This is a genomic window from Spirosoma sp. KCTC 42546, assembly GCF_006965485.1.
Lineage (GTDB): Bacteria > Bacteroidota > Bacteroidia > Cytophagales > Spirosomataceae > Spirosoma.
Window position 1 is genome coordinate 6,118,301 of the sequence record NZ_CP041360.1, and the last position, 19,418, is coordinate 6,137,718.

Sequence of the window (19,418 nt, forward strand, 5' to 3'; positions counted from 1 at the left end):
CTTTAAAATTGCCGTTCACTAGGTTACTTATTTATAATCACTGGACAGGGAAGTTGAACAAACCAGGCTATTGAGGCCTTTGTCCATACTTTCCTGAATACCTCACTAATCAGTTAGGGTATCGCATGCTCAATTGGCTATACTAAAAAGAGTCATACGATCGCATTTGGCACTATGAGTTACTGATCTATGGGCCTACTGATTCGTGCTATAAACGAGCATCTGTGACATCGACTTTACTTAACCAACTCCTACATGCAGCCAAGGTTTTACCTAAGCAAGATTGCCTTTTCTATCATGTTCGTCATGGGGACTTTCATTGTCAAAGCCCAGCAAACCTATTTTACATCAGCCCCAACAGGTCGGATGAAAATGGATGTTTCCATGACCAGAAACATAAAAAAGCTATCGTTTTATTTACTCAAAGAAGATCAATTACGAAGCTATTTAGCCAAAGCACCCCTTGAATTCAGAAATAATGGCACGCCACTACCCCTGGAGGTCCCGTTACCAAACGGTATGCTGGAAACATTTGCGATGCAGGAGTCGCCAATACTTTCCGAAACAGTAGCTGCCAAACATCCCGAGATCAAAACGTATACAGGTAAGGGTAAAACCAACTCAAGCTATACTATTCGAATAAGCTTCACAGCCTTAGGCTTTAATGCTATAATGTTAGGCCCAAACCACGATGCAGTTTATTACGATAAAGTATCGAAAGACAACTCGGATCCTTTATACCGGGTTTATTTCGCCAGTGATGCCGAAAAACAACCATTGACAAAAACGTTTGGGCAATCCAGTAAATGCGGAAGCCCGGATGCAAAAAATCGCCTGAAATTCCCGGATAAAGATACCAAAGGAGCCCGCAGAAGTGCGGCTGGTTCGGGCGATATGCTTCGCACGTTCCGGTTAGCCGTAGCTGCCGATGCTGAGTTTACGAATCAGGTTGCTTATGGCGGAAACGGGGTTTCGGGGGGAAATGTCAATCTCGCATTTGCCGGTTTGGTTGGTTATGTTAACCGGATCAATGCCATCTATAGGACAGAGCTGAGTGTTGCCTTTACCCTGATTAGTGATCTAAACCTGGTGTATGCCAACACTGCCACCGACCCCTACTCGAATGATGATCAGATTACAATGATGGATGAAAACCAGGCCAATCTGGACGCCGTGATCGGAAACGCCAATTATGATGTAGGTCATGTGTTGGGGTATACAGGTGGATCTGGCGGAGGTATTGCCAGCAGTCCATCGGTATGCGATGACCCATACAAAGGGCAAGGCGTATCCGGCGTAGGCGACGGTTCGTACGCCCCCGTTTTTGACGATCAGTTAATCGCACATGAAATGGGGCATCAGTTTGGCATGAGCCACAGCTACAATAGCAGCGTGCCTGTTTGCACAACTCGTACGCCCGAAACGTCCGTTGAGCCTGGTTCTGGCACAACCATCATGAGTTATGGATTTACCTGTAGTGATGCCACCGGAAATGATGATTATGAAGCTACGTATCAACCATTTTTGAATTTCCATACGGTCAATTACGATCAGGCCCAGGCGTACATCAGTACATTAACCTGTTTCACCGCTACAGCAACGAATAACTCGATTCCGGTCATTTCGTTACTTCCTGCCAATACAACCATTCCCAAATCTACCCCATTCGCCTTGACCGGTACGGCTACCGATTCGGATGCGGGTAATGTGCTGAGTTACTCCTGGGAAGGAACCAATACGGGCCTGATTAATCCTGATGTAACAACACTAGCCAATACGGCTCAGCCTCCTTTTTTCAGGAGCTATGAGCCGGTAGCTTCCGGAACTCGCTCATTCCCTCGCTTAACCAGCATCTTAGATGGCACGAATTCGGCAAAAGGAGATAAACTTCCATCGGTAGGTATTACCACAACTCACCGACTCACGGTACGCGACAATGCCGGTGGTGTTACGTATGGTGACGTAACGGTAACGATTGCCGACAATTCTGGGCCGTTTTTAGAAACGACCAATTTAGCGGGATCTTACCCCGGCAATTCAACAAAGACGATCACCTGGGATGTAGCCAATACAACAGCGGCCCCGGTTAGTTGTACGAGCGTAGCTATTTTATTGTCGACCGATGGTGGGTTAACCTTTCCGACCACGCTGGTTGCCAACACGCCCAATGATGGCAGTGAAACCATTACGCTTCCGGCGGTTCTGACCAGTGCGGCCCGCATCAAAGTGCAGAGCAGCAACAACATTTTCTTCGACATTTCAAATACCGACTTTTCCATTGTGGCTCCTCAGGCGGTGATCTGCCAGTGTCCACCCATAACCGTCACGGTAATCTCAGCAAAGTAGAAACCAGTCGATGTCACGCCAGCGAAGGTTGGAAAAGGGCTCTTTTCCAACCTTCTTTTTATGGGTTAGGAAATGGTATCTGGAAACCTAGTTAATCAGGAATATTGAAGGCTTTTTTAACGGCAGCATAATCGCTGTAGTCAATGGCTGCTTTACGCCCGCCCACAGCCAGAGCACCGGGTATAATCACATATCGGAATTGCTGCGTACCCAATGCATAGGAAGCTTTCAGTTCAACGCGTCCTACATAAATACGTTGGTGAACTGTGTATGTAGTACTGCCAAAGGTCTCGGCATAGGGTAGGCTGAGAACGCGCCCACCTTCACTCCAGTACACCCGGATATCGGCTTTGTCCAGTACTTCCTGAGTAATGGGCGTAGCTGTTATGTTACCAGTATAGCTACTCCCGCTTCCCGTAAACGTAGTACTAATCCAGGGCGAGTACTGCACATTAGCGGTTCCGGTAGCTCCGGTAGCACCTGTAGCCCCCGTTGGACCAGCCGGCCCGGCAGCACCTGGGGCTCCAGGTGCTCCGGTTGCCCCCGTATCACCTTTAGGACCAGGATCACCCGCTTTGGGCTGACAGCGTTGAAAACTAAATGCAGCAAAAAACAAAACAGAAGCAACGGCAAATACATGTAAACGTTTCATGGTGCAAGTTGATTAGTAGTTTAACATTCTCTTGACTAGGCGAATGTCTAAACCATTTTATCAACCCACTAAAAAACAACCTCAAATCACGTAGTAATACGCTCACTATCAGGACAAAGCCCCATTCAACCTCTGCCGTTAACTCAATATCCACTCATAAGTACAGCTATTGTAGCTGTGTCAACGCACAAAAAAACCGGAGCTGGCTGGCTCCGGTCTTTGGGCTGGGAAGCAACCCTACTGCAAGTTTGCGTCTTCGCGGCTGTTAAAGGTATCGCCCTGATTGATATCACCTGTTTTAAGTCCTTTCTTGAACCAGTACACACGTTGGGCAGAACTGCCATGTGTAAACGCATCGGGTACAACACGCCCCTGAGTCTGCTCCTGAATCTTATCGTCGCCAATGGCATTGGCCGCCGTCAGAGCAGCCTCGACGTCATTTTCGTCAAGCGCAATACTTTGTCCCTGGGCATGATGCGCCCATACGCCCGCAAAAAAATCGGCCTGTAGCTCCAGGCGAACCGATACTTTATTGTAGTCACGTTCGCTCAATCGCTGGCGCAGCTGGTCTGTTTTGTCCATAATACCCAGTTGCTTCTGCACATGGTGCCCAATTTCGTGCGCCACTACATAGGCCATGGCAAAGTCGCCGGGGGCCTGGAAACGCTGAGCGAGTTCATCATAGAACGACAAATCAATATATACCTTCTGATCTTCAGGGCAGTAGAACGGACCCATTGCCTGCTGTGCCGTTCCGCAACCTGACGACGTTGCTCCCCGAAACATCACCAAAACTGGTTTCCGATACTGGGCACCCTGTTCTGAAAATAATTTCGTCCAGACATCTTCCGTACTGGCCAGCACTTTTTTCGTAAAGTGAGCTGCATCATCGTCGGCCTGTGGGCCAGACGGGGCTTGTGAAGTTGCCTGATCAGGTGAACTCTGGTTCAGAATATCTGACGGATTGCCACCCAGCAACATAACAATAATGGCTATCACGACGGAGCCAATTCCACCGCCAACGAGTAGTCCTCCCCCACCGCTTCCCCGGCGGTCATCTACATTATCGCTTTCTCGTCCTCCTAACCAACGCATAAATTTTCCTGGTTAATAAATGGTGATTATAAAAATGGTTCTTTACTTCCTGCTGGCAAGATTACTGTTTCTAGCGCTAAAATGTTTAGTTCTACCGCAATTATTCATCGGGGCCGGGCTCGTTCGTACTGGACTGGCCAGCTGATGGCATTGTCCATTGCCTGAGCGGCATGAAGTGGGAAATACGGGTCTCGCAAAAACTCGCGGGCCAGCAGTACCAGATCAGCCTGGCCCGAGGCCAGAATTGTATCGGCCTGTTTGGGCGATGTAATCAACCCCACCGCAGCTGTCATGATACCCGTTTCCTGTTTAATACGCTCTGAAAACGGAACCTGATAGCCGGGTTTAACCGGAATTTTAGCCGTTGCCACATTACCCCCTGTTGAACAATCCACAACATCAACCCCTTTCGTTTTAAGAATACCCGCCAACTGAACTGAGTCGTCGATTGTCCAGCCGCCTTCGGTCCAGTCGGTAGCCGAGATTCGCACAAAAAGTGGTAGTTCGTGTGGCCATACGGTTTGGACGCGCTCGATCACCTCCAGTAACAGCCGAATCCGATTATCGAAAGAACCTCCATACTCGTCCGTTCGATGGTTACTCAAGGGCGACAGGAACTGATGGAGTAAATAGCCGTGGGCGGCATGGATTTCGGCAACCTGAAAACCTGCGGTAAGTGCCCGTTGAGCCGCCGTCTGAAAATCCGCCAGCACCTTGTCAAGGCCTTCGATTGTCAAGGCCAGTGGGGCATGTTCGGTTCCCTGAAACGGAATAGTGCTGGGGGCTACGGTTTGCCAGCCCCGCTCTTCGGTTGGGGCAATCATGTTGCCACCTTCCCAGGGTCGACGGTGGCTTGCTTTACGACCAGCGTGGGCTAGCTGAATACCCGCCACGGCACCGTTCTGTTTGATAAATTTGGTAATGCGTTTCAAACCGTCGATGTGATCCTCTTTCCAAATGCCTAAGTCATCGGGAGATATTCGACCTTCGGGAGAAATGGCGGTTGCTTCGGTAAAAATAAGGCCTGCGCCCCCAACCGCCCGGCTACCGAGATGCACAAGATGCCAGTCGTTGGAGAAACCATCCTCGCTGGAATACTGGCACATAGGCGAGACAACAATACGATTTTTAAGCTGAATGCTCCGGATGGATAACGGAGAAAAAAGTGCTGACATAGGGCTAAGTAAATGGATAATGTAGAATGAACAATGGACAATGCAGGATGGATAAACGTCCTGATTAATAGCGTGTTAACCATTATTCATTAGCCATTATTCATTGTCCATTAATTTGTAAACATTCAATTCCTGATTATCGTTGATTAAATCTACTCAAACAACTCAACGACCATGGCAAATGACCCTAAAATTGATCGGCGCGATGACCGCAACGGCGGACCGGTCACACCAACCGAAGGAGAGCACAAGTACGGCGACGTTGAATTCGCCGATCGAACCAACAAAAAATACCCGATCGATACACCCGAGCACGTTCGGGCTGCGTGGAGCTACCGAGCGGGCGGCCCCGATTAACCATAAGGACAACGCAGCTAAATATGATTCTGAAGAAGTGACTACCATTAAAGAGCGCATCAAAAAAGCTGCCAAGAAGCACGATGTAGCTATTGAGGACGCATAATTACAGACTGTAGTACCGACCGGGCCGGTCGGCATTACAACAAAACGCCCGGCTTAAAAGTCGGGCGTTTTGTTTATGCAGTACCGTAAGTCAGGCCTACAGCTTTTCTTTTACAACCTTAACGTCTTTCTTAGCGCGGTCTTTTACTAATTCGCCTTCCATTTTCACACGCTCCTTCCGATGTTCTTTGAGTGCGGCTTTATCGCCCGTCATTTTAGCGGTTTCCCGTGCGGCTTTGTTAGCTTTCAGAGCGGCCTTATCGCCTGCTACTTCCGCTTTCGCTTCCACAACATCCGCTTTTTTCTTCAGTTTACTATCCTGGGCCTGAGCCATGCTCAACGAGAACGCAAGCGCTGCAACAACAACAAGTACTTTTTTCATAACATTTTTGGGCAAGCCCGTTAGTGAGTGATTTATTCGTACAACCATCAGAATGACCGAAGCACGATATATACTTAACACGAACTAAGTAATCTTGTTTAAAATCCGGTCGGAGCTCAACGTCGAATTTCATTGTTTTGCTGAGCGGCCTGGTCAGTGAGGGTCGTCAGTACCGATTCTGACAAAGCAGTTTCACTGTTTTGTCCCAGGGCACGTTGTTCACCTATGCCGCCGGCATCAGGTAGCATTCGGGCAGCAACTGACATTAACTCAGCTATCAGGTTGGGAGCACTTCCTTGAATAGAGACCCCTAGTTTAGCGGGAAGCGTAATGATGCGTTCGGCTTCTCCATACCGGCAGGCATCAATAATTTCACGGGCCGCTTCGGTTGAGTTTATTGTTAGTAACGGTATTGAGTCACTGATTTTAAACGCGGCATATTCTTTCTCGTTCTGGCCTTTGAAGAGGGCATTTCGCGGGCTACCCGTTCGCATCAGGCCTGGGCAGATGGTCGTTACATACACGCCGTCTTTTTGCACTTCGGTACGGAGCCCCTCAGAGTAGCCCACAAGTGCGAACTTGCTGGTTGAGTACGTCAATAGGTGCGGTACCGCTATTTTGCCTCCCAATGAAGCAATATTGACAATACGACCTTGTTTGCGTAGCCGCATCTGAGGTAGTACTGCATTGATCATGTGGTAAGCTGCCCAGAAGTTCGTATCCATCGACTCCCGAAAATCAGCCTCGGTCGTATTTTCATAGGGCGATACCAGAATAATTCCGGCATTGTTGATCAGCACATCAACCGGGCCAAGTGCTTGCCGAGCGTTTTCGACAAAGTCCTCAAGTTGGGTCTTATCGGTAAGGTCGCAGGTTTGCGTATAAACAGCTACACCGTAGCTAAGCAATTCCGTCCGGGCTTTGTTGAGTTCGTCCTGGTCACGGGCACACAGGGCAAGGTTTGCGCCTTCTTTCGCCAGCAACCGGGCCAGTTCAAGTCCCAGTCCGCGTGAACCGCCCGTAATAAGTACGGTTTTACGCTGGAAATCCAGTTTGCGTTTCTGAGCCAAACCAGCCTTGAGTGCCACCCAGGCACCCATACCCGCTAATCCCCACAGAATAGCCTTTGTTTGAATTGAAACAGTCATATGCAGCAATCATATCGTTGAACTCACATAACTGCTGATTAACTGAAAGGTTATCTGTCTCGAATTTAGGTTCTACTGAGAAGATCACTGGTGTGGTACCTGATTCAGCGCGTTGACAAATGAAATGAGTCCCTTAATGTCAAGCACATAATCAACAGGAGCACTCAGGATGGCCTGTTGCGGCATAAAGGCCACCTGGGCCGTTTCGGGTTGTTGAACCACACTCATACCCCCTGCTCGTTTAATAGCATTCAGCCCGTTAGTGCCGTCGGCATTAGCACCTGATAATAAGATGCCCACCAGAGAAGGGCCATAAACATCGGCAGCCGACTCAAACGTGACGTCAATTGAAGGGCGACTATAGTTCACCTTTTCAGAGTCGTCCAGGGAGAAGGTGCCATCCTGTTCGATCAGTAAATGGTAGTCGGCGGGGGCCAGGTAAATTGCGCCCGGCTCAATAACATCTTTATCATCTACCTCTTTAAGCGGAAGGCTGGTTTTAAGCGAAAAGAGATTCGCCAATGTAGAATCAGCGGTATTTTTTCGGTGAAGAATAATAATCAGGGCAAACGACAAACTGGGCTTTAGGGCCGGTAGCAGTTTCAGCAAAACGTCGATACTACCCGTAGACCCACCAATGAGCACCACGTTACAGGTCGACATTAGTTTACTTTCCGCCATATCTTTTCGTTCTCAACTTGCTTGAATTTAGGCTGTATGCTGGAAAACTTCAGGGTTTCTTTAGCGCCGAGTGCCAGGTAGCTAAGAGGCCCCAGACTTTCGTTGAACAGCGTTAAGACGCGTTCCTGTAAGGCTTTGTCGAAATAGATCAGCACGTTACGGCATAGAATCAGATCAAACTCATTGAATGAGCGATCTGATACTAAGTTATGGGTAGAGAAGACCATTTTCTCAGCCAGCTCTTCTTTGAATTTAACGTGGCCATATTGCGCCGTGTAGTAGGTTGAAAAATCCTTTTTGCCGCCCGAGAGAATATAGTTTTCGGAATACTGTTTCATGGGTGCCAACGCAAAAATACCTTTTCGGGCCGCTTCCAGTACTTCCGAGTTGAGGTCTGTGGCGTACAGTAGCGATTTGTGCAGCAGATTGGCTTCTTTAAGCAGAATAGCCATGGAAAACACCTCCTCTCCCGTTGAACAACCCGCATGCCAGATTCGGATAAACGGCTTGGCAGCCAATGTACTGAGCACCTCTGTTCGGAGGGTTTTATAGAAGATCGGGTCACGGAACATCTCCGTTACATTCACCGTCAGTTCTTCAACAAATCGCTTCAGGTAATCCGTATCCGACCGTATCCGGTAACGCATCTCGGCAAAACTCGGGAACTTATCTAAGGACCAGAGCCGGTTAATCCGACGCTTCAACGACGCTCTGGCGTAATGGGTAAAGTCGTACCCATGCACCTCAAGCAAATCATTCAGCAATAGATCAACCTCTTTTTCATCAATCATAACTAATTAATTGATAGATGATTTCATACAATCTAACGTCGATTTCTTACTTAAGCGAAGTTAAACTGAGCTATATTTTTTATGTGGCCCCAGCGGGTCATACATTTCCTTAAACGCCGGATAGCAGTTGTAACAGGCGGTCTACATCAATAGGTTTTGCAATGTAATCCGTTGCTCCGGCCCGCAAACACTTTTCCCGATCACCAACCATGGCCTGTGCTGTAACCGAAAAAATAGGCGTGTCTTTTCGGTTTTCCAGGTTTTTGATGCGCGGAATCGCTTCGTATCCGTCCATATCAGGCATCATCATGTCAATCAGGATCGCGTCGATTACCGCATCGGTTCTAAGTATGTCCAGGGCATCCCGAGCGTTCAGGCAAGACAGACACTCAAACGACTTGGCCTTCAGCGTAGCCGTCAGCGCAAAAATGTTCCTTGAATCATCATCGATTATCATGACTCGTTTTTTAGGCATAGTGTTGGAATGTTTGGTTTGAGGTTTGTCGTTTGAGGTCTGAGGTTCCTCCGGTAGCAGTCAACATCAAACGTCAGACGTCAAACCTCAAACTGTTACGATCGATCATACAACCAGACGCGCAGTAGGGACACAAGCTGGTCAATATCAACGGGTTTAGTAATATAATCGGATGCGCCCGCCTGAATGCACTTTTCCCGGTCGCCGGTCATGGCCTTGGCTGTAACGGCAATAACGGGCAGGTGCTTCCACTTGTAATGCTCCCGAATTTTCCGGGCCGTTTCGTACCCGTCCATCTGAGGCATCATCATATCCAGCAATACGATATCAACGGCCGGATTTTCATCTAGCTTTTGTAAGGCTTCTTTTCCATCCAAAGCGGCAACAACGGTCATGTTATATTGCTCCAGTGCCTTTGAGAGGGAGAAAATATTCCGTACATCATCATCGGCAACCAGCACCGTTTTATTGGTAAGCACCTGGCTTAGTCCCCGCATCTGCTTCGACCCACCGTTGCTGCTACTCTGCTGTTTGTTCTCCTCCACCAAATGCAAAAAGAGCGACACCTCATCGAGCATTCGCTGATACGAATGAGCCGTCTTGACAATAATCGAGTCGGCGTATTTTTTGATCTTCAGTTCCTCGGCCATCGACAAACTTTTGCCCGTAAAAATGATGATAGGCAGGTTTTCCAGTCCAGGGTTTTTCTTGGCTTCTTCAAGCGTTTCGTAGGCTTTATGATCTGGAATACCCATGTCCAGAATCACGCAATCTACTTCTTTTCGTTTCAGGGCATTAACCCCCTCCGCAATGTTACTTTTCAGTTCCGACGTAATGTTGAACGTTTCCAGAAAGTAAGCTAATGCTTTGGCATGCTTGGGGTTATCTTCAATGATCAGTACTTTTTTATGATTCCGATCCAGGACATACTCCAGCTTTTTGAATACATCCTGCATCTGTTCAAACGCCATTGGCTTATCTACGAAGTCGATGGCTCCTTTCAGCAAGCTTTCATTCTTGAGTTTGTGCGACGACATGATGTGCACTGGAATAGGTCGGGTTCGAGGGTCCGCTTTCAGGGCGTCCATTACCTCCCAGCCACTCATGACCGGCAACTGAATATCCAGCAGAATACCAATTGGTTTATAGATAGCGGCCAGTTTCAGCCCTTCATCACCCCGCACCGATACAACGCCTTTATAGCCTTTTTTCCGGGCATAGTCCAGCAACGATTTCGCGAAGTTCGTGTCGTCTTCAATAATCAGAATGGTTTTGTCTCCTTCCGCAATTGTGTTTCGATCATCGGGGATGTCGGCCGGAATGGTGGCGCTGATGTATTTATCAGGAACCCTGGTTTCAACGGGTACTGGCAGCTCCAGGGTTGCTGGCTTTATCGTTTTTTCGGTCGGTGTTTCTACATCAGCCCCAGATACGGGCAGGAGTACCGTGAATTCGCTCCCTTCATTAACTGTACTTTTAAGCTTGATCTCCCCACCCAGCAGTTTAGCCAGTTCACGGCTAATGGATAAGCCTAAGCCTGTTCCACCATATTTGCGTTTGGTTGAGCCATCCGCCTGCTGGAACGCTTCGAACACAAGCGGCTGTTTTTGAACAGGTATGCCAATACCCGTATCCTTGACCACAAAACAGAGTGTTTGTTCGCTGCTTCGGTTTTGTGCTTTGTTTTTCTGGATCGTTAAGGTGACACTGCCAGTAGATGTGAACTTGATGGCGTTTGACAGTAAATTCTTAAGAATCTGCCCCAACCGCATTTTATCCGTTTCAATAATCTTCGGCACATCAGGCTCAACGAGAATGGAAAAGTCCAACCCTTTCTCTTTAGCCAGAAGGCCAAACAGAGACTGCAACTCATCGGTCACTTCAGGAATAGCCACCTGCTGATAATCCAGTTTCATCTGTCCGGCTTCAATCTTGGACAGGTCGAGAATTTCGTCAATGAGACCAAGCAGCCCGTTACCCGACGACTGAATCACCTTGGCGTATTCGACCTGATCATCGTTCAGGTTCTCCTCCGTATTTTCGGCCAGCAATCGGCTCAATAACAGAATGGAGTTGAGCGGGGTCCGAAGTTCGTGCGACATGTTGGCCAGGAACTCCGATTTGTACCGGGTTGCCAGTTCCAGCTCATCGGCCTTTTTCTGGATCTCATTGGTTTTCTCTTCCAGCAGAAGGCCTCGTTCTTCGAGTTCTGTATTGGTTTGCTGGAGTTCCTCCTGTTGTACCCGAAGTTCTTCTTCCGAGGCCTGGAGTTTCTGCGCCTGCATCTCCAGCTCTGCATTCAGGTTTTCCAGTTCATTGTGCTGGGCCTGTAGCTCCTCCGACTGTGCCTGCGTTTCTTCCAGAAAATTTTGCAGCTTACTATAATCCAGAGCAGCATTAACCCCAATGGCTATTGCTTCCAGATTACGTTCGATAAAGTCGATAACTAACGGATCAGGTTTGCGCAGGAAACCCAGTTCAAGGGCACCAACGCAGGTATCGGCGTACACCAGTGGGGCAATTACTAAAGAGGTCGGATGTGTATCGCCCAGGGAAGACGAAATCCGGCTATAATCCTGAGGTACATCTTCGACAATAATTGTTTTTTTACGTTCAATCACCTGTCCAAGCAGCCCTTCGCCGGTTCTGACCATAGTGGACACTTCTCGGGTAGCATAACTACCGGCCAGCTTAAAACTCGCGTCGCTATCAACCAGGTAAACCGTTCCCAGTGGTGCGTTCACATAGTTGGCGATGGTATCGATTAACTGGGTGCCCAACTTTTTCAAATCTTTCTCACCCCGGATTGAATCGCTCAGCGCAACCGAACCAGCCTGTAGCCAGTTTTTATCGTTTAAGTCTTTGAATGTCTGCTCGAGTGAGGACGCCATCTGGTTCAGCGCCTTCGATATACGACCTAGCTCATCGTCCCGTTCGTCTGTGCTTCGTACGGAATAGTCACCTCCCGCAATTTCCTGGGTGATGTCTTCCATGACGGCAATCCGGCCAGCCGTTTCAATGTATTTCTCCTCGTCCAGCTTCTGCCGGGCAATCCGGTCATCCAGGTCCTTTTTGATTCGAAAGTACGTAAAGGCCGTAATCAACATGGAGACTATGGCGGCAATGACAAGCAGGAAGGGTGTATAGGTGATATAAATCTGTTGCTGTTCTGTCCGGGATTTAAGTAAGTTTTCTTCCTCAGCTTTCATCTTGCTGATAATGATCCGAAGGTTATCCATGACGAGCTTACCCTTCAGCATTTCTCGATGCCGCTCAATGGTATCGCGAAGGAATCCCCTATTTCGCCTGACCAGACCAATAACCCGCTGCATCTGCGCAAACTTGGCGTCGTAAAGTTCTTTTGCCTCGGCGAGGTTCTTTTGTTGATCTGGATTATCAATGGTTAATTGACTGAGTCGGTCATAGCTGCCCTGTACTTTTCCAAAACTGCCGTTGTAGGGTTGCAGAAAGAGGGGATCGAGCGTAACCAAATAACCGCGCTGGCCCGTTTCGGCATCTTTCATGAACGAGATAATGTTCTCCGCTTCAATAAGTACCTGATTGGTATGATTAACCAATTTTGAATTGCTGATCAATTTCTGGATGCTGTAAAATGACGCAACAAGGCTAATCAACAATAAAAGGGTTGATATCGTAAAGACGATTTGTAATTGGCGGATAACCGAATTCGACGTTGAATATCTGGGCATGAGTGTGTGGCAGGGGTAGCTTAAATAGGTTCGTTAACAACCAGTTGACTGGCTTGTTGTACGGGTAAAACGAGAATAAACCGAGTACCTTCATCAACGCGACTCTGGGCCCAGATTAGGCCGTGGTGCTTATCAACATTCTTTTTAGCAATTGCCAGGCCAATTCCGGTACCTTCGTAGGTAGTTCGATTATGCAGACGCTGGAAAATTACGAATATGCGATCCAGAAACTTTTCGTCAAATCCAATCCCATTGTCCTGCACTATAATCCGGCAATACGCACCTTCTGACGACGGACTACCCTCAACATCTTTTGTATCAATTAGCTCGGCACTAATCTGAATGAGAGGAGGTACCCCATCCTTGTAAAATTTGAGTGCATTGCTAATCAGATTTTGAAAAATTTGCCGCATCCGGCTCGGCATTGTTTCAATAACGGGCAGTTTATCAATCGTAATTGTAGCCTTTGTTCTACTAATCGCTTCGTCAAAATCCAGTAGCAGTTCGTCCAATAAGACATTCAGGTCAGTGGGTTGGAACGACTCGGGATTCGAGAGCCGGGAATAGGCCAGTAAATCATTGATCAGTGACGACATCCGGGCCGACGATCGGATGGATCGGTCGAGGTAGGCAACGGCTTCCTCATTGTCTTTGAGGTACTTTTGTTTTATCGTATCGTTGAGCAGTTGAATCTTTCGGAGGGGCTCTTTTAAATCGTGCGATACCACCCAGGTGAATTGCTGTAATTCATGGTTGGCCCGCTCCAGTTCTACGTTTTTTAGCAGGAGTTCATTGGTTCGTAACTCGACTTGCTGTTCCAGCAGTTCGGCAGCCAGTTTTTGCGGATGGATATCCGTAAAGGTTCCAATCCAGCGTGTTAATACATCCTGCTGCCGGATGGGGAGTATACGTAACAGATGATAGCGGTATTCACCTGTCAGTAAATCCTTCAGGCGCACCTCACGGGTAAACTCCATTCCCTGCTCCAGTGCCATTTCCCACTCATGACAAACGTCATCCTGCGGGTGAGTTTCGGGAAACGACTTTGAATTGGTAGAATAGCGATACCAATGTTGATTCACATATTCGATCTGGCCATCCGATGCCACCGTGAAGGCCATTTGGGGCAGCGAGGCCAGAACGGCCTGTAACTCCTGAAAACGGGCCGCTAATTCTTCCTGCGCCTGCTTTCGAACGTCAACTTCTTTCCGGAGTGAATCCTGCGTGGCTCGCAGTTCCTGTTGCTGCTCGTAAAGCCTGTGCAGTGTTTTCACTTTTAAGACCAGAATATCCGGATCAACAGGCTTGGTCAGGTAATCAACTCCGCCAGAGGTATAGCCCTGGGTAATGAATTTTTTTTCGGTATTGACTGCCGATAGGAATATAATGGATGTATCGCGGGCTTTGCTGAATCCAGAAATAGCATTGGCTACTTCAAAGCCATCCATACCTGGCATTTGTACATCAAGAATGATAACTGCATAGTCCGTTTTAAGGATTTTCTTCAAGGCTTCTTCCCCAGATTCGGCAGTATCCACTGAAAATCGATGCAGTTCAAGAATCTTCTTTAGGGGAAGAATATTCTCCTGTCTGTCATCAACAATTAGAATCATGTCAGGCTGTTAATTAGAACGTTGAATAAAAAGTCAGGGGACTCTTGAAGAGCGAGTTACAGCAAAATATATATACCATATTTTACTTTTTATCACCTTAACGCTCCCAAAACTTACCCAGGACACAAAATAAACTGATAGTTAGCCCTATTCCCTGATTATGGAGCAAGTAAATAAGCAACTAATCAATTAAAGAAACATAAAATTAGTGAGTTGAGTGGATATTCCCCAGTTCTATAGCACTTGGCTAAAAATAGAACCCTGTGCTTAACTAAGGCGAATATAGTCTTACAGTCCTGATTATGAAGAATTTCACGGAGCCTAATCGACCAGGCGGGGCATGACTCACGAAGGGGAAGTATTACTTACTGGCACTGGTTTACATTGTGCCCTCACAGTAACTATGAGGGCAGGAATTTTCAGTTACTTAGTAAAACCCCAGAAAGGCACGGTATTGGCTACCTGCGACTGAAACAGCCTGAAGCTGCTCCTCCGACAGCGGGAAGAATAAACTCGTTTCAATAGAAACGGTATCTTTTTTCAGGGTTCGTTTCCAGGTGCCTGCTACCTGTCCGTCAACGACTACGACTGGACTAAATATACCATTCCCGGCGCTTACAATCTGGCTAAACTCCAGGGTTCCTAACGCGGCCGACCGGTCTTTATACGCCACCAGGTACTCATCAAATGAAGGCAACAGATGAACCAGTGGGGAGAGGTTCTGCAAAGAAGAAGTAGCCGACGCCATCCAGTACGTCTGCCCATGCATGGTTTCGGATACGAGTGCCGCTTTTGCCAGTTGCAGGCCTTCTTTAGCTTCTGTACTTGTCAGCCCCGACCACCACACAAAATCCGACAGCGTAGCCGGGCCGTGGCTCGTGAAATAGCGCCTGGTGAGTGTAGCTACTGCTTCATCACGTTCCAGCGCCTTCGTGCCGGGTGCCCATTCGTCCAGTAGGGTGAATGTAAACTCTTTTTCCCGTCGGTTACCGAAACAGATGAGCCCATCGAAAGCGGCATTACCTAACAAAAAATTCAGGCGTAAGTCGTGGGTGAGAATACCCGCCCGGTCGAGTGCCAGTTTCAATTCGGGGCGGGTTAGTTGCTGGCCACCTGCTAACGCCAGCGCTATAACCTCCTTGCTTTTCTCCAGCACATTATCGTCCAGATTGAGTTTACGATAGTGAGTTCCACAAATTAAGCGGAGCCGGTGTCTTACCAATGCCAATACCCAGCGAATATCCTCAGCGGCTACGAAGTGTAATGTACCCCGTAAAGCCCAGGTACGAATGATCGATTTGTCGGCAATGGCCTGCTCAATGGCAGCATCGGTTACCCTGGGTAGCCGAAGGCCAACAGCCCACTTGGCTGCGGCATAATCCTGAGCCTGCATAGCGCCAAACCAGCCCACCACATCGGATGGCCTGGTAAACAGGGGCTGAACCAGCTGCTGATGAATAAGTCGATTCTGAACGAGTATGGGGTCTGACATAAGAAGCCATTTGATAAAACCGCCTATACGGTTTGTCGTACAAAGTAATGTACCACCCCTGACAGCTCTATGTCAGCAGCAAATTCCCGTTCGTAAATTTCCGCAAATTCAGTGCACGTTCTTCCTTTTCAACGGCCCAGGAGTAGTCATTTCGGCCAGTTGTCTTATGATACCAAATTTTTCCATTTTGTCATGGTGTCCCGCGCTACGTTCTTTGTTCTTTTCAGCCTGAGTGCTCAACTGGCATTCGGCCAGTCGATTGATTCCAAAACATATGTGTGGGCCGACGCACCGGTAACCAAAAGAGAGGTTTCTGAACAGAGAACGATTCTGGAAGGCAACACCACCGACTTTCGCCATTTGAAGGTGCATGCAACTACGCTCATGCCTCATCGGGCTCCGCACCCGGCCCATAAACACGACGACGAAGAGTTGATCATTATTAAAGAAGGCAAGCTTACGGTAACCATTGAGGGAAAAACAAAAACACTAGGTGCCGGAAGCGTGGCCTTACTGATGCCGGGCGATGAGCACGGCTTTGAAAATAAGGAAGATACGCCGGCCACCTACTATGTAATGCGGTATGAATCCAAAGAACCTACAGACCTGGACCGAGGCAGAAAAGCGGGTGGCTCGTTTTGGATAGACTGGAACGAGGTACCATTTCAGCCACACGATAAAGGAGGAATTCGGCGGATGTTCGACCGGGCTACGGCCATGACGAAACGGTTTGAAATGCATGTGACCACCCTTAACCAAGGCTTGTGGAGCCACCCACCTCACACGCACCGAGCGGCTGAATTCCTATTGATGGTTACCAATTCATCACAGGAAAGTATCAATGGGAAACTCTATTCCGCTACAGTAGGTGACCTGATTTTTCTGGAATCTAACGTACCACATGCGCTGCAAAATACGAGCCAGGGTAGTTGCATGTACTTTGCCTTTCAGTTTGAATAGCTCCTGTCTATACTACATCTAATCCAGCGTGAATAATGGCCGCATAGCGGTTTGATGTTTGTAGCAAAAGGTCCTTTCGCTACAAACATATCGTACCTACGGTACTTAACAAACTTGATAATCAAAGAAAACAACCCACTATTCACGTTAATTCAGCGGTAGCACAAGAATGGTCGGTTTTGCTGCTGAAAAGTTAGGAACGGGTTTGCCGGCATCATCAAAAGCCTCCCACTGGCTATTGGCGATGTAGTATAACTGCTTACCTACTACAACACCCAGGGTAGGCTCAGTACTGAGTGGATGATCTACATCCAAGGGCTCTACCCGCTCGATCGCTGATGTCGTTTTGTCCAGATAAACCCGGATGACCTTGTAGGGTTTCTTCCGATTTTGAATGGCAATCAGGCTATTCTGGTAATAATAGAGCCCATCGATTCCACTCAGATCGGCTGTTTGCGCGCAGGAAAGGCAGGTTACTCGTTTTGTTGATAAAGTAACGGATAACAGTCCGCGCCGGTAATCGGCGACATACAGAGTTTTCTCATCGTCGGATAAGGCCAATCCCTGTAGGGAACGGAACAAGGTATCAGTCAGAAAAGGAGTTACAGTTTTTGCGCCGACGTCAAGGCGATAAATCCAGGGGGAGCGGCTATCGGTGGCATACACCGTTCCACTTCTTGATACCGTTAAATCGCCTAACAAGTGAGGCTTTCCATCATCGGGCACTGGGTAATTGTGCAGTAGTTGCCTGGTTTTCAGATCGTAGGCAACGAGTGCGGTATGTCCATCGCTGGTAGCCGTAATGCCTTTGGCTTGTGCTAGCGCCGAACTACAGCCCCACAGTAAGCGCCTTGCCGGATCTACTTTCAAGCCGAACATCCCCCACAAGCTATCGACAGGTTGCGAGAAATCGGTAGCGCCTTTTTTAACCGAATAGCTGATTAGTTTCCGCTCGTGAACACTGCTAATATAGAAGGTTTCGGTCTGCGAATCGTAGGCAATTCCTTCCGTAATCAGACCGGTTTCTGGTAACTGAAAGGCAACTTTACTCCGATGGGCATTGGCGTCTGAAGGTTGACTCTGCGCGTAGTTCATAGACGAAAAACCTACTTGCAAAGCGGCAAATACCAGGCAATAAGAAGTAGGAAAACGTGCTGTAAATGCAGCGAATCTTGAGCGTAGGAACGTGTTCATAGGAAGGCGTCATCTCGACAGTTCAGTAAAGATGACGCATTTTTCCACAAAGGCTAGCACCGTTTTATTCGTATAGCTTACGCATGTTTATCCAGCCAGTCCAGAATATAATCGGCATCTTCTTTCCAGGTAGGTTGCCCTAGCACAAAGTGATTACGGCCTTCGAACTTTTTGTATTCCAGAACGGAACCATTGGATTTATAAGCCTCAAAATTCCGATGGTTGAGGTGAGCGGGTATGATGTTATCAAGACTGCCCGATGTAAGCAGCAGTGGAGCGTGTGGTTTGTCAAAATCCACATGAGCAGCGCTGGTTAATCCCCCTCTGGCCACTTTTTTCGACTCTGGAATTGTGTTAGCCTCATAAGCTGCTTTTTGCTCGGCCAAAGGCATGTCGTTAACGAAGGCATACTGCCAGTCTTCGAATGACATCAGGTAAGTTTCTTCAAGGTCAGTAAACAGGCCAAGTGCTTTCCAGCCCGCTTTTAAAAATGAGAACTCATAGGGAAATACACCTTGTGGTGGCACCGAGTGAATGGCAACGCCAGCCGCAGCCAGATCCCGATTCACGATGATCTGGGTAACGAGTCCACCTAATGAATGTCCGATCACGATTGGCTTTTCGGGAAACGATTTCACAATGTTCGCATAATGATCAACCAGCTCAGCCAATGATAAATTGGCCAAATCGGTATCGTTCGGCTGTCTGGCCCGTAACTCAGCGGCAGTACCATCCTTAAACGGCCAGGCGGGGGCTACTGTCGTATATCCTTTGCTTTCAAAATACGCTTTCCACTCATCCCAGCCACTATTACTAACAAAGGCTCCTGTAACAAACACCACATTTTTTGTTTTACTCGTTTTCATGATTACGCTGTTTTATAGTTTATAAAAAGGAATACAAACCGTTCAGTATCAGCACGAGCCAAAGCGCCTATCGCCTGTTCCCCTTGTGCGTTGAACAGGACAAAAGTCAGCAGATGATGGTACACAATTATTAACCCAGGTTAAAATCGTCGAGCCGTATTAACGACTCGCCATTCTTTTTCGGATACGGCTCAAGGATGGTCCCTGAATACCCAGATAGGACGAGATATGATAGAGTGGGATGGCATTATAAACTTTACATGATAAGCCCTGAATACACCATCAAGAATGAAGCCAAGGTGCTTGCAAACATTTTTGTACTCGTTGTAGAACTCCCCTTTTTTATACTGTTTCCTTTGCCAATAGGGTATCGATA

Annotated in this window: 17 protein-coding genes; 4 read left to right on the plus strand and 13 right to left on the minus strand. The window is 47.9% G+C overall.

What is annotated here, in order from left to right; genetic code table 11:
• The first annotated feature begins 255 nt into the window (after nucleotides 1-255).
• A complete protein-coding gene (locus EXU85_RS25240) occupies nucleotides 256-2,346 on the plus strand; it encodes a reprolysin-like metallopeptidase (protein WP_142774746.1) in 2,091 nt (696 codons plus the stop codon).
• Nucleotides 2,347-2,437: 91 nt separating this feature from the next.
• Here the strand turns inward: EXU85_RS25240 and EXU85_RS25245 are convergent, their stop codons facing one another.
• The 3 genes from EXU85_RS25245 to namA form a co-directional block, all read right to left on the minus strand.
• Nucleotides 2,438-2,998 (minus strand): collagen-like protein, encoded by a 561-nt coding sequence (locus EXU85_RS25245; protein WP_142774747.1) that lies wholly within the window; start codon nucleotides 2,996-2,998, stop codon nucleotides 2,438-2,440.
• Nucleotides 2,999-3,235: 237 nt separating this feature from the next.
• The gene (locus tag EXU85_RS25250) at nucleotides 3,236-4,093 is read right to left on the minus strand and encodes a neutral zinc metallopeptidase (protein ID WP_142774748.1); all 858 of its coding nucleotides are present in this window, start codon (nucleotides 4,091-4,093) and stop codon (nucleotides 3,236-3,238) included.
• 104 nt (nucleotides 4,094-4,197) lie between these two features.
• Nucleotides 4,198-5,268: an NADPH dehydrogenase NamA gene (gene namA / locus EXU85_RS25255; protein WP_142774749.1), complete on the minus strand. Its 1,071-nt coding sequence runs from the start codon at nucleotides 5,266-5,268 to the stop codon at nucleotides 4,198-4,200.
• Between the two features lie 174 nt (nucleotides 5,269-5,442).
• On the opposite strand from namA, the gene EXU85_RS35860 reads away from it, so the two are divergent.
• Together EXU85_RS35860 and EXU85_RS36245 are read left to right on the plus strand one after the other, a co-directional pair.
• A complete protein-coding gene (locus EXU85_RS35860) occupies nucleotides 5,443-5,625 on the plus strand; it encodes a DUF6582 domain-containing protein (protein ID WP_246859240.1) in 183 nt (60 codons plus the stop codon).
• 37 nt (nucleotides 5,626-5,662) lie between these two features.
• Complete coding sequence (locus EXU85_RS36245; RefSeq protein WP_371732054.1) at nucleotides 5,663-5,731, plus strand: hypothetical protein; 69 nt, start codon at nucleotides 5,663-5,665, stop codon at nucleotides 5,729-5,731.
• A gap of 96 nt (nucleotides 5,732-5,827) precedes the next feature.
• Here EXU85_RS36245 and EXU85_RS25265 read toward each other — a convergent pair whose 3' ends face one another.
• The 8 genes from EXU85_RS25265 to EXU85_RS25300 form a co-directional block, all read right to left on the minus strand.
• Nucleotides 5,828-6,112 carry a hypothetical protein gene (locus EXU85_RS25265; protein WP_142774750.1) on the minus strand — a complete coding sequence of 95 codons (285 nt, stop codon included), beginning with the start codon at nucleotides 6,110-6,112 and terminating at the stop codon, nucleotides 5,828-5,830.
• 116 nt (nucleotides 6,113-6,228) lie between these two features.
• The gene (locus EXU85_RS25270) at nucleotides 6,229-7,260 is read right to left on the minus strand and encodes an SDR family oxidoreductase (RefSeq protein WP_142774751.1); all 1,032 of its coding nucleotides are present in this window, start codon (nucleotides 7,258-7,260) and stop codon (nucleotides 6,229-6,231) included.
• Nucleotides 7,261-7,344: 84 nt separating this feature from the next.
• On the minus strand, nucleotides 7,345-7,941 hold the full coding sequence (locus tag EXU85_RS25275) for a chemotaxis protein CheB (protein ID WP_142774752.1): 597 nt from the start codon (nucleotides 7,939-7,941) through the stop codon (nucleotides 7,345-7,347).
• A complete protein-coding gene (locus EXU85_RS25280; protein ID WP_142774753.1) occupies nucleotides 7,923-8,732 on the minus strand; it encodes a protein-glutamate O-methyltransferase CheR in 810 nt (269 codons plus the stop codon). Before EXU85_RS25280 ends, EXU85_RS25275 begins: the two co-directional genes overlap by 19 nt.
• Nucleotides 8,733-8,841: 109 nt before the next feature.
• Nucleotides 8,842-9,207, minus strand: coding sequence for a response regulator (locus EXU85_RS25285; protein ID WP_142774754.1), 366 nt, complete (start codon nucleotides 9,205-9,207; stop codon nucleotides 8,842-8,844).
• A gap of 95 nt (nucleotides 9,208-9,302) precedes the next feature.
• Nucleotides 9,303-12,917, minus strand: coding sequence for a response regulator (locus EXU85_RS25290; protein ID WP_142774755.1), 3,615 nt, complete (start codon nucleotides 12,915-12,917; stop codon nucleotides 9,303-9,305).
• A gap of 20 nt (nucleotides 12,918-12,937) precedes the next feature.
• Nucleotides 12,938-14,530: a response regulator gene (locus tag EXU85_RS25295; RefSeq protein ID WP_142774756.1), complete on the minus strand. Its 1,593-nt coding sequence runs from the start codon at nucleotides 14,528-14,530 to the stop codon at nucleotides 12,938-12,940.
• Nucleotides 14,531-14,957: 427 nt separating this feature from the next.
• Nucleotides 14,958-16,022 (minus strand): winged helix DNA-binding domain-containing protein, encoded by a 1,065-nt coding sequence (locus EXU85_RS25300; RefSeq protein WP_142774757.1) that lies wholly within the window; start codon nucleotides 16,020-16,022, stop codon nucleotides 14,958-14,960.
• 192 nt (nucleotides 16,023-16,214) lie between these two features.
• Here EXU85_RS25300 and EXU85_RS25305 point away from each other — a divergent pair, with 192 nt between their 5' ends.
• A complete protein-coding gene (locus tag EXU85_RS25305; protein WP_142774758.1) occupies nucleotides 16,215-16,982 on the plus strand; it encodes a cupin domain-containing protein in 768 nt (255 codons plus the stop codon).
• 147 nt (nucleotides 16,983-17,129) lie between these two features.
• On the opposite strand, the gene EXU85_RS25310 is transcribed toward EXU85_RS25305, so the two are convergent.
• Both EXU85_RS25310 and EXU85_RS25315 read right to left on the minus strand, forming a co-directional pair.
• Entirely contained in the window at nucleotides 17,130-18,176 is a 1,047-nt protein-coding gene (locus tag EXU85_RS25310; protein WP_142774759.1) for an SMP-30/gluconolactonase/LRE family protein, read from the minus strand.
• Nucleotides 18,177-18,253: 77 nt separating this feature from the next.
• Nucleotides 18,254-19,042 (minus strand): alpha/beta hydrolase, encoded by a 789-nt coding sequence (locus EXU85_RS25315; RefSeq protein ID WP_142774760.1) that lies wholly within the window; start codon nucleotides 19,040-19,042, stop codon nucleotides 18,254-18,256.
• Nucleotides 19,043-19,418: the final 376 nt, after the last annotated feature.